This is a genomic window from Amycolatopsis stemonae, from assembly GCF_054781455.1.
This window is the reverse complement of sequence record NZ_BAAGUJ010000008.1, coordinates 75,750-89,517: the sequence shown is the minus strand read 5'-3', so window position 1 is coordinate 89,517 and position 13,768 is coordinate 75,750. Positions and strand designations below refer to the sequence as shown.

The 13,768-nt window shown below is 72.3% G+C and carries 14 protein-coding genes; 4 read left to right on the top strand and 10 right to left on the bottom strand.

Translation table 11 applies throughout. From position 1 onward, the window contains the following. The first annotated feature begins 171 nt into the window (after positions 1 to 171). The 3 genes from ACYVLJ_RS27865 (at position 172) to ACYVLJ_RS27855 (ending at position 1,959) form a co-directional block, all read left to right on the top strand. Entirely contained in the window at positions 172 to 639 is a 468-nt protein-coding gene (locus ACYVLJ_RS27865; RefSeq protein WP_451977908.1) for a GNAT family N-acetyltransferase, read from the top strand. A 67-nt stretch (positions 640 to 706) separates the two neighbouring features. Further along, positions 707 to 1,456 (top strand): hypothetical protein, encoded by a 750-nt coding sequence (locus ACYVLJ_RS27860; RefSeq protein ID WP_460440907.1) that lies wholly within the window; start codon positions 707 to 709, stop codon positions 1,454 to 1,456. Then, positions 1,453 to 1,959, top strand: coding sequence for a GNAT family N-acetyltransferase (locus ACYVLJ_RS27855; RefSeq protein ID WP_451977915.1), 507 nt, complete (start codon positions 1,453 to 1,455; stop codon positions 1,957 to 1,959). The genes ACYVLJ_RS27860 and ACYVLJ_RS27855 overlap by 4 nt, the downstream gene beginning before the upstream one ends. Here ACYVLJ_RS27855 and ACYVLJ_RS27850 read toward each other — a convergent pair. From ACYVLJ_RS27850 to ACYVLJ_RS27830, 5 genes are all read right to left on the bottom strand, one after another. Continuing rightward, entirely contained in the window at positions 1,956 to 2,657 is a 702-nt protein-coding gene (locus ACYVLJ_RS27850; protein WP_460440906.1) for a hypothetical protein, read from the bottom strand. The two genes, ACYVLJ_RS27855 and ACYVLJ_RS27850, sit on opposite strands and share 4 nt — an antisense overlap. 30 nt (positions 2,658 to 2,687) lie before the next feature. Continuing rightward, the gene (purH, locus tag ACYVLJ_RS27845) at positions 2,688 to 4,247 is read right to left on the bottom strand and encodes a bifunctional phosphoribosylaminoimidazolecarboxamide formyltransferase/IMP cyclohydrolase (RefSeq protein WP_451977921.1); all 1,560 of its coding nucleotides are present in this window, start codon (positions 4,245 to 4,247) and stop codon (positions 2,688 to 2,690) included. Next, a complete protein-coding gene (purN, locus tag ACYVLJ_RS27840) occupies positions 4,237 to 4,854 on the bottom strand; it encodes a phosphoribosylglycinamide formyltransferase (RefSeq protein ID WP_451977924.1) in 618 nt (205 codons plus the stop codon). The genes purH and purN overlap by 11 nt, the downstream gene beginning before the upstream one ends. 77 nt (positions 4,855 to 4,931) lie before the next feature. Beyond that, positions 4,932 to 6,392, bottom strand: coding sequence for a cell division protein PerM (locus ACYVLJ_RS27835; RefSeq protein ID WP_460440905.1), 1,461 nt, complete (start codon positions 6,390 to 6,392; stop codon positions 4,932 to 4,934). A gap of 60 nt (positions 6,393 to 6,452) precedes the next feature. Further along, positions 6,453 to 7,079 carry a TetR/AcrR family transcriptional regulator gene (locus ACYVLJ_RS27830; RefSeq protein ID WP_451977930.1) on the bottom strand — a complete coding sequence of 209 codons (627 nt, stop codon included), beginning with the start codon at positions 7,077 to 7,079 and terminating at the stop codon, positions 6,453 to 6,455. Between the two features lie 72 nt (positions 7,080 to 7,151). On the opposite strand from ACYVLJ_RS27830, the gene wzt reads away from it, so the two are divergent. Continuing rightward, on the top strand, positions 7,152 to 7,895 hold the full coding sequence (wzt, locus tag ACYVLJ_RS27825) for a galactan export ABC transporter ATP-binding subunit Wzt/RfbE (RefSeq protein WP_451977933.1): 744 nt from the start codon (positions 7,152 to 7,154) through the stop codon (positions 7,893 to 7,895). 34 nt (positions 7,896 to 7,929) lie between these two features. Here wzt and ACYVLJ_RS27820 read toward each other — a convergent pair whose 3' ends face one another. The 5 genes from ACYVLJ_RS27820 to ACYVLJ_RS27800 all read right to left on the bottom strand — a co-directional run bounded on the left by ACYVLJ_RS27820 (position 7,930) and on the right by ACYVLJ_RS27800 (position 13,283). Then, complete coding sequence (locus ACYVLJ_RS27820) at positions 7,930 to 8,709, bottom strand: DUF5336 domain-containing protein (protein ID WP_451977936.1); 780 nt, start codon at positions 8,707 to 8,709, stop codon at positions 7,930 to 7,932. A 208-nt stretch (positions 8,710 to 8,917) separates the two neighbouring features. Next, entirely contained in the window at positions 8,918 to 9,808 is an 891-nt protein-coding gene (sucD, locus tag ACYVLJ_RS27815; protein WP_460440904.1) for a succinate--CoA ligase subunit alpha, read from the bottom strand. 1 nt (position 9,809) lies between these two features. Further along, positions 9,810 to 10,979, bottom strand: coding sequence for a succinate--CoA ligase subunit beta (gene sucC, locus ACYVLJ_RS27810; protein ID WP_460440903.1), 1,170 nt, complete (start codon positions 10,977 to 10,979; stop codon positions 9,810 to 9,812). A 119-nt stretch (positions 10,980 to 11,098) separates the two neighbouring features. After that, positions 11,099 to 11,422, bottom strand: coding sequence for a hypothetical protein (locus tag ACYVLJ_RS27805; RefSeq protein WP_460440902.1), 324 nt, complete (start codon positions 11,420 to 11,422; stop codon positions 11,099 to 11,101). Then, positions 11,412 to 13,283 (bottom strand): hypothetical protein, encoded by a 1,872-nt coding sequence (locus ACYVLJ_RS27800; RefSeq protein ID WP_460440901.1) that lies wholly within the window; start codon positions 13,281 to 13,283, stop codon positions 11,412 to 11,414. The genes ACYVLJ_RS27805 and ACYVLJ_RS27800 overlap by 11 nt, the downstream gene beginning before the upstream one ends. Between the last annotated feature and the right edge of the window lie 485 nt (positions 13,284 to 13,768).

Below are 13,768 nucleotides of genomic sequence, written 5' to 3'. Positions count from 1 at the left end.
TCCCAAAAACACGACCGACGGCTCTGGTCCGCCGCGGGGAAGGCGGCGGTTCTACGTCGAACACTTGTTCGACGTAGACCAGTCAACCGTGAACCCCGGGACCTGTCAAGTCACCCACAAGCGGGGTAATGCAGTTGCCCGGGCGACCTCCCGATCGCTAGACAGACCCGCGTGGAGCTCACCGGAATCCGGCCCGAAGACTGCGCCGAACTGCTCGTTCTGCAGCGCTGCTGCTGGGTCCAGGAGGCCGTCCTCAACGGCACCCTCGACATCCCCGCGCTGCACGAAAGCCTCGAAGACGTGCGCGACTGGACGAAGACCTGGTCGGTGTGGGTCCTGCGGCAGGAGCACCGCCTCGTCGGCGCCGTCCGCGCCCGGCTCGAAGGGGACTGCTGGGAGATCGGCCGGCTGATGGTCGCACCGGACCTGGCCGGGCGCGGGCTCGGCCGGCGGCTGCTGGCGCACGCGGAGTCGCACGCGCCCGCCGAAGCCCGCCGGTTCGCGCTGTTCACCGGGGCCCGCAGCACCCGCAACATCACGCTCTACCAGCGCGCCGGCTACCGGCTCACCGACGCTCCCGCGGCCGGCGGCCACATCGCCGGCGCCGTGTACCTCGAGAAGGACGTCACACAGCGCTAAAAACTCGGTCCGCCCTTCTGACGCTGTGGGTTCGGCTAGATTGCCCGGTGGACTTCTGGGGGTGACGATGGCCAAGGGACCGGTTCTGTGGATCGCCGGGGCACTGGTCGTGGCGGGCGCGGTGGTGGCCGTGGTGGTCACCGCCGGCGGCGGGGTGCCCGGCGCCGACGCCGCGGCGCCGGCGCCGACGACCATCGGCGCGGAGTGGCGCTCGTTCCGCGCCGACGTCACCGGGATCCGCCCGGGCCCCGACGACGTCAGCCTGCTCGTGCAGGTCGCCTTGCCCGGCAAGGATCCCGGGTGCGTCCGGGAGCCGCGGATCGAGCAGGTCGTGGAGTCGAAGACGGACGTGCGCGCCGACGTCGTCTACTCGACGCGGCCCGCGTCGGGTGGCTGCCAGGACAAGGTGCCCGCGGAGCTGCGGCTGACGACGGCCGAGCCGGTCGCGGACCGGACCGTGATCCTCAACGGCGACAACGGGAACGCCTGGCACAAGCTCGGCGCCGGCTGGGGCCACTGCGCGCCCCAGGGCACCTGCGCCCCGCCCGCCGACCACTGCGACCCGGCGTGGATCGGCGCCGCCGTGTCCGCGACGGGCGCCGAAAGCGCGGGCACGACCCGCGCCTGCGACCCGGGCTGGCTGGTCCTCGACCTGGCGCCGCACCAGGCCGCCCCGCCCGCCCGCTCGGTGTTCCGCTGGAGCGACACCGGGTGGACGGCGTTCGCGCAGGTCAAGTCGGCCGGTTGCGCGGAGATCCGGGCGGCCGAGCCGAAGTTCCCCGTGGCGCTCTGCAAGACGCTGCCCGCACCCGCGTGAACGAGGTCGCGCTGCGCCCCTTCCGCGAGGAGGACCTGCCGGTCCTGGACCGGTTCTCGACCGACCCGGCGGTGCTGGGCCCGCACCAGTGGACCGGCTTCACCGACCCGCGGGCGCGCCGCCGCCGCTGGGCCGAAGACGGTTACCTCGGCGCGCACGACTCGGCCCTGGCCGTGACGGCCGGCGAGGTCGTCGCCGGCCTGGCGAGCTGGGAGGCGGCCGACCGCGGCGGACCGGCGGGCGGCTGCTGGGAAATCGGCCTGACGCTGCTGCCGGAGCACCGCGGCCGCGGCCTCGGCACGGCCGCGCACCGGCTGCTCGTCACGTACCTGTTTTCGGTCACCCGCGCCCACCGGCTGGAGGCGTTCACCGACGGCGAGAACGTCGCCGAGCAGAAAACGCTGGAGCGGGCCGGGTTCCACCGCGAAGGCGTGATGCGCGAGGTCACCTGGCGCGGCGGGAGCTGGCGCGACGAAGTGGTTTACGCGCTCTTCCGCTCCTAGCCCAGGCGCTTGACGACCTCGGTGCCGACCGTCTTCACCGCGTCGTCGGTTTCCTGCTGCGGCATCGGCGAGTTGGAGAAGAAGCCCTTGTCCCAGCCGGACACCTCGACGATGACGACCGTCGTGCCCGTGAGCACGTGCAGTTCGGAGCCGCTGAACGCGCTCTTGGTGACCAGGCGGACCAGCGCCGCCTTGTCCCCGATCCCCTGGACGCCCGTCGGCGGCAGGGCCGGGTCCCGCGGCTGGAACAGGGTGTTCGCCTGCTCGCGCGCGTTTTCGCCGGAGTACGCGGTGATCCGGACGCTCAGGGTGGCGTCGCGGACGTTCTCGTCCGGCCCCGGCTTCCAGCTGCAGTTGACCTGCTTCAGCCCGGGAACGTCGGCCGTGCCCGGACCGCCGGCGGCGAAGCTCGGGAAACCCGCCTTCGCCAGCGCCTGGGGCGGCACCTGGCACTCGGCGGGCACCGGCGTCGAAGCCGGTGCCGCGCCGGTGCTCTTGAAGTAGTCCTTCGCGAAGATGCCGAGCGGGATGCCCACGCCGAGCAGCACGACGACGACGCCGATGATCGCGAAGATCAGCCCCGTGCGCTTCTTCTTCGGGGGCGGCATCGGCGGGCCGTAGCCGGGCGGCGGGTACCCGGGCGGACCCGGGTACCCCTGCCGGCCTTGGCCGTAGCCGTACTGCGGCGGTTGCTGCATCGAGCCCTCCCTCTCGAAGCGAAGCCGGGGTCAGTGCGCGAAGTGGCGCGTGCCCGTCAGGTACATCGTGACGCCCGCCTTCTCGGCGGCCGCGATCACCTCGGCGTCGCGGACCGAGCCACCGGGCTGCACGATCGCGCGCACGCCCGCTTCGACCAGCACCTCCAGGCCGTCCGGGAACGGGAAGAACGCGTCCGACGCGCCGACCGAGCCCTTGGCCCGGTCACCCGCGCGCGAAACCGCGAGCCGCGAGGAGTCGACGCGGTTGACCTGGCCCATGCCGACGCCGACGGTCGCGCCGTCCGCGGCGAGCAGGATCGCGTTCGACTTCACCGCGCGCAGCGAGCGCCACGCGAACTCGAGGTCGCGCAGGGTCTGCTCGTCGGCCGCGGTGCCGGTGGCCAGCGTCCACGACGCCGGGTCGTCGCCCGGCGCGTCGATCGCGTCGACGGTCTGGACGAGCACGCCGCCGGAGATCTGGCGGAACTCGATCGGCGCCTGCGCGGTCTCGGGCAGCTTCAGCAGCCGGATGTTCTTCTTGCGCTGCAGGATCTCCAGCGCTTCGGCGTCGAAGTCCGGCGCCAGCACGACCTCGGTGAACACCTCGGCGATCTGCTCGGCGGCCTCGCGGCTGACCGGCCGGTTCGTCGCGATGACGCCGCCGTAGGCCGAGACCGGGTCGCAGGCGTGCGCCTTGCGGTGCGCCTCGGCGACGTCCGTGCCGACCGCGATGCCGCACGGGTTGGCGTGCTTGATGATCGCGACGGCGGGCTCGGCGAAGTCGAACGCGGCGCGGCGGGCGGCGTCGGTGTCGACGTAGTTGTTGTAGGACATGGCCTTGCCGTGCAGCTGCTCGGCGTGGGCCAGGCCGGCCCGGTGTCCCTTGTAGAGCGCGGCCTTCTGGTGCGGGTTCTCGCCGTAGCGCAGCACCTCGCCGCGCTCCCAGCTGACGCCGGAGAACTCGGGGAAGCCGGAGTCGTCCGCGGGCGCGTAGACGTTCGAGAACCAGGACGCGACGGCGATGTCGTAGGACGCCGTGTGCGCGTACGCCTGCGCGGCGAGGCGCTTGCGGTCGTCGAAGTCGAAGCCGCCGTCGGCGACGCGCTCGAGCACCCACGCGTAGCGGGCCGGGTCGACGACGACCGCGACGCTGCCGTGGTTCTTCGCCGCCGCGCGGACCATCGCCGGGCCGCCGATGTCGATGTTCTCGACGCAGTCCTCGACGCTCGCGCCGGACGCGACGGTCTGCTCGAACGGGTACAGGTTCACGACCAGCAGGTCGAACGCCGCGATGTCCAGCTTGCGCAGCTGCTCGACGTGGTCGGGGTTGCCCTGGTCGGCGAGCAGGCCGGCGTGCACGCGCGGGTGCAGTGTCTTGACGCGGCCGTCGAGCGACTCGGGGAAGCCGGTGACGTCTTCGACCGGCGTGACCGGGACACCCGCGTCGGCGATGACCTTCGCCGTGCCGCCGGTGGAGACGATCTCGACGCCGGCCGCGTGCAGGCCGGTCGCGAGGTCCAGCAGGCCCGCCTTGTCCGAGACGCCGATCAGCGCCCGGCGGACCGGGCGCCGTCCCAGGTCAGTGCTCACGAAATGTCACCTTTCGTCCGTCCACGGTGCAGCCACCGCGGCCGAGTCGCTCGATCGTTTCCACCAGCAGCCTGCGCTCGACGGCCTTGATCCGTTCGTGCAGGACGTCTTCGGTGTCGTCGTGCTCCACGACGACCGCTTCCTGGGCGATGATCGGCCCGGTGTCGACGCCGGCGTCCGCGAAGTGCACGGTCGAGCCGGTGACCTTGACGCCGGCCTCGAGCGCGTCGCGCACCGCGTGCATCCCGGGGAAGGACGGGAGCAGCGCCGGGTGGGTGTTGACGACCGTGAAGCGGCCGAGGAACTGCTCGCCGAGGATCTTCATGAACCCGGCGGAGACGACCAGGTCGGGCTCGTACGCGGCGACGGCCTCGGTCAGCGCCTTGTCCCAGGCGGCGCGGTCGGGGTGGTCGGCGACGCGGACGGTGAACGACGGGACGCTCACGCGCTCGGCGCGGGTCAGCGCCTCGATGCCGGTGCGGTCGGCGCCGACGGCGACGACCTTGGCCGGGAAGCCGGACCGGCCGGTGGCGTCCAGCACCGCCTGCAGGAGGGTGCCGGAGCCCGACGCGAGCACGACGAGCTTCACCGGAGTGGGCAGCTCCAACCGTTGAGACAGAGCGGGCTCCTTGCCGCGGGCGGTGCGCAGCCGGGCGCACGGCGCTTCACCAGGTCACGTCAACCCTAACGGTCGGTCTCGTCCGGCTCGACGTCGCCGCAGGTCTCGGTGCCTCCGGTCACAGCTTCGTCCTCGACCGGCTCGTCTTCGAGGCCCAGTTCGGCGTCGGCCTCGGCTTCGAGCTCCGCGTCCTCGGGAGACTCTTCGGGTTCTTCTTCGGGTTCTTCTTCGTCATCTTCGTCCTCTTCGGACGCTTCGAGCTCTTCGACGGCTTCGGCCGCCTCCTCGGCGTCGACGTCTTCGGCGTCCTCGAAGGCTTCGTTGTCTTCGAGGGCTTCAGGCGGCGCGGGCGGCTCGTGCTCGCCCGCGAAGAACGCCGTGAAGGAGCCCGGGATGACGATCCAGCAGAACGCGACGACCGAGGCGACCCCGACCGGCACGCTCACCGGGTCGAACGGACCGTCGCCGAGCCGGCCGCCGGACAGCGTGCCCAGCGCGAGGCAGCCGAGCGCGACGACCGTGCCGGCCACCGCGACCGTGCGGATGCGCTGCGCCGGGTCGGCGTCGGCCTTGCGCAGCGTCCAGCCGATCAGCACGCCGGTCGCCGCGGGCAGCACCAGCAGCGCGGGCCACCACGCCGAGTGGTGTTCGGGCAGGCCGCCGAGCAGCGGCACGCCGGGCACGGCGCCACCGCGGTAGCCGAACATCCCGACGTTCAGGTCGCCGATCGAGAAGCCGGGCCCGGTGACGAACGAGAGCGCGGCCGTCACGGCGTTCGGCAGGTACAGCACGGAAAGCAGGAACAGGCCGAAGCTGCTGCCGAACGCGGGCTCGTAGATGTCGGCGACCGTCCGCCAGGACAGCGCGGTCGCGACGGTGAACACGGCGGCGCCGCAGGCCACGAGCACCGCGAGGGCCAGGGCGCCGGCCTTCAGCCCGCGCACGGCCAGGGGGTCGAGGCGTTCGGCGACGGCGTCCGGCAGCCCGCAGCGCCAGATGATGCCCGCCGCCGACGCCAGCCCGGCGAGCAGACCCGGCACGGCGAAGGCGACCAGCGGGTTCGCCGTCACCGGGGAGCCCTGCGCGCACAACGCGATGACCAGGCCGAACACGGCGTGCGCGCCGGTGATCGTGCCGAACACCGGCAGCGCTTCGCGCGGCGAGCGGCACCCCAGGCGCTGCACGGCACCGGACGCCGTCCGCGCGGCCAGCGCGAGTGCGCCCAGCGTGGGCAGCAGCGGCAGCACGCCGAGCGGGTGCCCGCCGATGTCGAGGCGCACCTGGTGCGCGGCGAGCCAGCCGGGGCCGGCGGCCAGCAGCACGCCGATGCCGGAGAAGACGGTGCGCTCGGCGGTGAGCGTGACGAGCGTCAGCACGGTCGCGACCGCGGCGTAGCCCGTGACCAGGGGACCGAGCGCGGCGGCGAGCAACACCCGCACCCGCGCCGCCCGCGAGAGTCCGACGCCGGGTTCGAGGTCGCCCACCGGCTCTTCGCGGGAGTCGGTGAGCACATCCATGATCCGCACCCTGACATCCGCGCTGGTCCGTCCGGGTGAGCCACGCCGCCGCGCGGCGACGTGGGGAAGCTAACCCACCCGGTCGAGTGGCCCCGCCAAGTAGGCCAGGACCAGCGCGGTCGTCTCGGCGGCCCACGCGTCCCAGGTCAAGTCGTCGGGCCAGTACCGGCCGCTGGCGGCCCGGTGCACGCACGAGCCGATGATGGTCCGGCCGGCCATCCGGACGGCCGCCGCGTGGTCTTCGCCGAGGCCGGTCCGGACGGCTTCGACGAAGGCGTCCAGGATCGTGGCCAGCGCCTCGAGGCCACGGTCGCGGCCTTCGGCCCGCTGCGCGTCGAGCAGCTCGGGGAAGATCCGGTCGTGCCGCGCGAACGTGCGGGCCATGGCCTGGACGAACGCGCCGACGATCCCGCTCAGCCCGGGCCCGGGTGCGCGAAGCGCTTCGCCCACGGCGGCCTCCAGCTGGCCGAGCAGCTCGTCCTTCACGGCGTAGAGCAGCTGCTCCTTGCCGGCGAACCGGCGGTAGATCGCGCCGACCGACAGGCCGGCCTGCTCGGCGACCGCCGCGACCGTGAACTCGTCGAGGCCCTGTCCGGCCAGCACGTGCTCGGCGGCGGCCAGCACCTTCCGCAGGGACTCCCGGCTGCGCGCCTGCTGCGGTGGGCGGAAGGCCGGCTCGGCGGACTGCTCACTCACCGGCCGCACGTTACCTCCCCTCGCCTGAATGCGAATGATAACGTGCATTCGCATACCAACCGAGGGGGCACCATGGTGAGCATCGAGGTGCGGGACGCCTGCGTCGATTTCCCGGTCTTCGACGCCAGGACCCGGTCGCTGAAGAAACAGGTGTTCGGCAAGGCGGGCGGGCCCATCGGCGCCGACGCGAAAGTGCCGGTCATCGAGGCCCTGCGGGACATCACCCTGACGCTGGGCGAAGGCGACCGGGTCGGCCTGGTCGGGCACAACGGCGCCGGGAAGTCGACGCTCCTGCGGCTGCTGTCCGGCATCTACGAACCGACCCGCGGCAGCACGCGCGTCGTCGGCCGGATCGCGCCGGTGTTCGACCTCGGCGTGGGCCTGGACCCCGAAGTCTCGGGCCACGACAACATCATGATCCGCGGCCTGTTCCTCGGCATGAGCCGCCGGCAGCTGGCGAAGCGCGTCGACGACATCGCGGAGTTCACCGAGCTCGGCGACTACCTGCAACTGCCGTTGCGCACCTACTCCGCGGGGATGCGGGTGCGGCTCGCGCTCGGCGTGGTGACCACCATGGACCCCGAAATCCTCATCCTCGACGAAGGCCTCGGCGCGGTCGACGCGGCGTTCATGGCCAAGGCCCGCGACCGGCTGGTGGACCTCGCCCGCCGCGCCGGCGTCCTGGTGTTCGCCAACCACTCCGATGAGCTGCTGCGGGAGCTGTGCACGAGCGCGCTCTGGCTGGACGAGGGCCGGATCCACTTCGCCGGCCCGTTGGACGAAGTCCTGGCCGCATACAAGAAACACCCGCTGTGACCGGGCGTCACAGCGGGTGTTTCCAGGACCAACGTCAGTTCGACTTGCCGAACCCGCCCGGCGGCGTGCCGGGGTTCTCCGGCGGCGGCTGCTGGAAGAACTGGCCCTGCTGGGGGGCGTAGGTCGTGGCCTGCTGCCCCGGCGGCGGCGTGGTCGACGGCGGGTTCGGCGAGCCGTACTGGCCCGGCTGCGAGAACGGCGCCGACGGCTCACCGGTGGACGCCACCGGCCCCGGCTGGACCTGCGTCCCCTGCGGGTAGCCCTGGCCGGGCTGGCCGTACTGCTGCTGACCGGGCTGGCCGTACTGGCCGTACTGCGGCGCGGCGGGCTTCGGCGCCGGCGGCTTGATCACGTCGTACTCGAGCAGCAGCGCGCCGACCGCGACGATCATCTGCAGGATCCCCAGGATCAGGATGACGGTGACGACGCCCGGCGACGTCTGCATCCCGACCAGCGTCTGCAGGACCTCGAGCGCGCCGAGGACGCTGAACAGCGCCGCGAACGGCAGCGTCTTCGGGCCCTTCGGCAGCGCGTGCAGCCCGGCGAGCAGGCCGCCGCCGAGCAGGAACGTGCCGCCGAGACCGACGTCACCGGTTTCGGCGAAACCCAGGAAGTACTCGACCAGACCGAAGACCGCGACCACCAGCGCGAGCAGCAGCGGCAGGTTCTGGGGCAGGCCCGCGGCTCCGCCGGGCGACGGCGCCTGGTGCGAGTGCGGCGGCTGCTGCGCCGGGAAGCCACTGGACGGCGGTCCGGGGGGCTGCTGGCCGCCACCCTGCTGGGGGTAGCCAGGCCCACCGCTGGGGAAGGTCATCGGATGCACTCCTGTCGGTTCGACCGGCACTCCGGGGTACGAAGACACCCGGGGGAAGACGAGGCGGCTTGTGTGCGCAGAACGCTAGCGCACTACGCGGCCACCGACCCAACAGACGCGTGAATACCTCAGGAGGTTTCGTCCCCAAACGCAGTGAGGCCGGGCACCGCAGTCGGTGCCCGGCCTCACCAGGAGCAATGCGTCGAATTCAGCCGAGGCTGTTGTACAGCTCACGTGCGAGGACGGCGGTCTCGCTCGGGGTCTTGCCGACCTTGACGCCGGCGGCCTCGAGGGCCTCCTTCTTCGCGGCGGCCGTGCCGGAGGAACCCGACACGATGGCGCCCGCGTGGCCCATGGTCTTGCCCTCGGGCGCGGTGAAGCCCGCGACGTAACCGACGACCGGCTTCGTCACGTTCTCCTTGATGTAGGCCGCGGCGCGCTCTTCGGCGTCGCCACCGATCTCGCCGATCATCACGATGACCTTGGTCTCGGGGTCCTTCTCGAACGCCGCGAGGGCGTCGATGTGGGTGGTCCCGATGATGGGGTCACCGCCGATGCCGACGGCGGTGGAGAAGCCGATGTCCCGCAGCTCGTACATCATCTGGTAGGTCAGCGTGCCGGACTTCGACACGAGACCGATCGAGCCGGCCTCGGTGATGTCGGCCGGGATGATGCCGGCGTTCGACTTGCCCGGGCTGATCACGCCGGGGCAGTTCGGGCCGATGATGCGGGTCTTGTTGCCCTTCGCGACCGCGTGCGCCCAGAAGTAGGCCGAGTCGTGCACCGGGATGCCCTCGGTGATGACCACGGCGAGCGGGATCTCGGCGTCGATCGCCTCGATGACCGCGTCCTTGGCGAACTTCGGCGGCACGAAGATGACCGACACGTCGGCGCCGGTCTCCTTGATGGCCTCCTCGACCGTGCCGAACACGGTGAGGTCCTTGCCCTCGATGGTGACCGTCTGGCCGGCCTTGCGGGCGTTGACGCCGCCCACGATGTTCGTGCCGGACTTCAGCATCTTGGTCGCGTGCTTCATGCCCTCGGAGCCGGTGAGCCCCTGGACGATGACCTTGCTGTTCTCGTTGATGAAGATCGACATCTCACGCACCTGCCGCGGCGAGCTCGGCAGCCTTGTCGGCCGCGTTGTCCATTGTGTCCACCACGGTGACCAGCGGGTGGTTCGCGTCCGCCAGGATCTTGCGACCCTCCACGACGTTGTTGCCGTCCAGCCGGACGACCAGCGGCTTGCTGGCTTCGTCGCCCAGGATCTTCAGGGCCTCGACGATGCCGTTCGCCACCGCGTCGCAGGCGGTGATGCCGCCGAAGACGTTGACGAAGACGCTCTTCACGTCGGTGTCGTTGAGGATGACGTCCAGCCCGGCCGCCATGACCTCGGCCGACGCGCCGCCACCGATGTCGAGGAAGTTCGCCGGCTTCACGCCGCCGTGCTTCTCGCCCGCGTACGCCACGACGTCCAAAGTGGACATGACGAGCCCGGCGCCGTTGCCGATGATGCCGACCTCGCCGTCGAGCTTGACGTAGTTGAGGTTCTTGGCCTTGGCCTTCGCCTCGAGCGGGTTCTCCGCGTCCTTGTCCACCAGGGCCTCGTGGCCCGGCTGGCGGAAGGAGGCGTTCTCGTCGAGGGTGACCTTGCCGTCGAGGGCGATGATCTTGTCCTGCGGGTCGCGGACCAGCGGGTTGACCTCGACGAGGGTGGCGTCCTCGGAGACGAAGGTCTCCCAGAGCTTCACGACGACGTCGGCGGCCTCGTCGATGATCTCGGCCGGGAAGTTGCCGGCCTTCAGGATCTCGAGCGCCTTCGCCTTGTCGACCCCGGCGATCGCGTCGACCGGGATCTTCGCGAGCGCGTCGGGGCGCTCGACCGCGAGCTGCTCGATCTCCATGCCGCCCTCGGAGGACGCCATCGCCAGGAACGTGCGGTTCGCGCGGTCCAGCAGGAAGGAGAAGTAGTACTCGGACGCGATGTCCGAGGCTTCGGCCACCAGCACGCGACGCGTGATGTGGCCCTTGATGTCGAGGCCGAGGATGGCTTCCGCCTTCTCCTTCGCCTCGTCGGGCGTCTGGGCCAGCTTGACGCCGCCCGCCTTCCCGCGGCCGCCGACCTTCACCTGCGCCTTGACGACGACCTGGTTGCCGATCTGCTCCGCGGCGGTCTTGGCTTCTTCGGGGGTGCTAGCCACCGAGCCCGGCAGAACCGGTACTCCGTGGGCGGCGAAGAGATCCCTCGCCTGGTACTCGTAGAGGTCCACTACTCCAGTCTCCTGACGACACGCCACTGTGGTGGTCCGTGTTACCGGACCGCGCTGTCGGACCAGTCGAGGTTAGCGACCTGCGCAGACGCAGGGGACTCCGCACCTGGTGAAGTCGGTCACCGTACGCGGTCAGGTGGTGTTCCCGCGGTGTGAGACCGCCCACCGGCCAACGATTCCACGACTTCTCCGGGGTCCGCGGCGGTGAACACGCGAACGCCGTTCAACGCCCCGGCGAGCTCCGGCGGCGGTTCGTCGCCGAGCACGCCGACGGCGTCCGGGTCCTCCTGCTCGGCGGTGCGGACGATCTGCTCGACGGTGTCCACCGGGCCGGCGTGGACGACCTCCATGCCTTCGTCGCGCAGGACGCGACCCAGTGCGACGGCGGCCGGGTCGGGCCGGGTGAACTCGACGAGCAGCACCCGGAGGCGGTCACGAGGCACGGCGTCCGCCCGCGGCCGAGAGTCCCGCCGCGACGAGCAGCGCGACCACGGCGGCCAGTGCGACCCAGAACCCGGTCGACGGGCTCGCGCCGCCGAGCGCGCCACCGACGAGCGGCAGCTCCGCGGCGTGCAACGCGACGAGCAGGGCGGCGCCCGTCAGCAGGGCCGCGGCCGGCTTCGGCCGGGACCTCAGCGCCAGCAGAGCGGCGCCGACGACGACCACGGCAGCGGTCAGCAGCCCCCACGAAGGCGTGTCGAAGTCCGACCAGAGCCCGGGCGCGACGTAGCCGGGAACGCTGAAGACGGGCAGCCCGAACGCGGCGACGGCCAGCACCGCGCCGGCGACGACGGGGGTGAGCACGTTCTTGTCCGGCGCGGCGCCGTCCCCGGCGTCTTCGCGTTCGACGACGCCGGTCCCGACGGCGGCGAGCCCGGTCAGCGCGGCGAGCACGAGCGCGGCGAACGTCCAGGCCGCGCCGGCGCCGAGGTCGTAGGTGAAGGCCGGGGTGGCGCCCGAGGTACCGCCGAGGTTCGCGCCCCCGAACCCGGCGAGGTTGCCGGCCTGGGTGGCGGTCAGCGCGGTGTTCAGGACGGCCGTCCCGGCCAGGACGATCCCGGCCCAGGCGAGCCCGAGCACGGACCGCGCGCCCGGCGCCGTCTTCGGGACGAACGTGCCGAGGGACGGGACGGCGACCACGAGCGCGGCGACGAGCAGGAACCACCGCGCGGGACTTTCGGCGGCGGCGCTGACCGGCGCGGCGGCGCCCGGGTTCAGCGCGCTGACGGCGACCTGCGGCGCGAAGGTCCCGACCAGGGCGGCGACGGCGGTGGCGAGGCCGAGCACGCCGGTCGTCAGCCGCCACCAGAAGAGCCCGGGCAGCTTCGCGCTGCCGGCGAGGTCGCCTTCGGGCTTCTCGGGGGCTTCGGCCAGGGGCGTGAAGGCGAGGCCGGCGATGACGAGCGTCGCGCCGAGCGCGAGGAGCGGCCCCCAGGTGACGTCGAGGTCGGCCCGGAAGAGGGCGGCCAGCACGGGCGGCACGGCGACGGCGAAGGTCCCGGCGGTCAGCCCGAGGAGCGCACCCCGGGCCGTGCGCTCGGACGGCGCGGCGAGTGCGACGACGGCGGTCAGCGGCAGCGCGGCGGCGAGCAGCAGGTAGCCGCCGAGCGCGGGCCAGGGCCCTTCGAAGGCCGCGCGGGCGAGGAGGAAGCCGTTGGCGGAGTCGACGGGCTCGGTCAGCAGCCCGACGGACGCGGTCACCGCGAGCAGCGGGACGAACAGGCGCCACCGCCGACGTTCGGGTTCGTCGTCTTTCCGGCTCGCGCGCCAGGCGGCGACGCCGGCGGCCCCGGTGAGGACGTGCCCGGCGACGAGCAGCCAGAACCCGGCCCCGACGGCCGAGCCGCCGACGAAGTGGTCGGGCAGGTAGAGCTCGGGCCGGATGGTGAGCGGCCCGTTGACGGCGAACTGCAGGTCGAGGACCAGCCGCCCGGGAGCGAGCGCGGCGAGCCCGAGGACGATCCCGGCCCCGAGCCCGGGCTTCCCGGCGGCGGAGACCCAGACGGCGGCGACGACGGGGGCGAGCGCGAGCAGGACCAGCCACGGCCAGCCGGCAAAGCCGGGACCGGCGGCGGGCGAGACGCGAACGAAGGCCGCGGCGGAGAGAGCAACGGCCCCGAGCCCGGCGAGCCCGAGCGCGACTGTGGGCCGGCGGTCGTCTTCGGCCCAGGTGAGCGGCTCGCTGCGGGTGTCCGGCTGCGCGCGCTTTCGCTCGCCGGAGGGCGGCCGGGAGGCGGGATCGTGCTCGTCCGGAGTGGCCGGGGACCCGGGCGCGGTGCCGGGAGGCTCAGATCGTGGGGGCATTGGCAGCGACGCTAGCAAGCCCGAGGGTCGAGGGAGACGCCCGCGGGGTGGCGGGTCGTCAAGCGGCGGCAGAGGCCGGGCCGGACGGAGGGCAGCGGGCCGAGCAAGGCGCTACCGGGCCCGCGCGGGTGGCCAGTGGTCGCCGGGGCGTCACCCAGGTGCGCGGGTCACGCCGTCACGGGCGGGCGGGGTCGGCCGAGAGGCCGCGAAAAGCGACAAAACGGACCGCTGGCGACCGCTTCCGTACCCGAGTCGGCGAGCGGTCAAACTCCGTCGTTGAACGGTCGGCTTGCGTCGCGGCTCGACAGTCACCGTCGCCGTCGCGAGAGGGCGGGACGCGGGCGCGAGACGTCGAAAGTGCCCAAACATCCGCAGGCAAACCCTTATTCCGCCCCTTTCCGCCGCCACTGCCCATAGGTGGTTTCGCACCGAGCACAAGAGCTGTAAGCCAAGTCACAACGATCGTTGTAAACCCCTTCTAACTT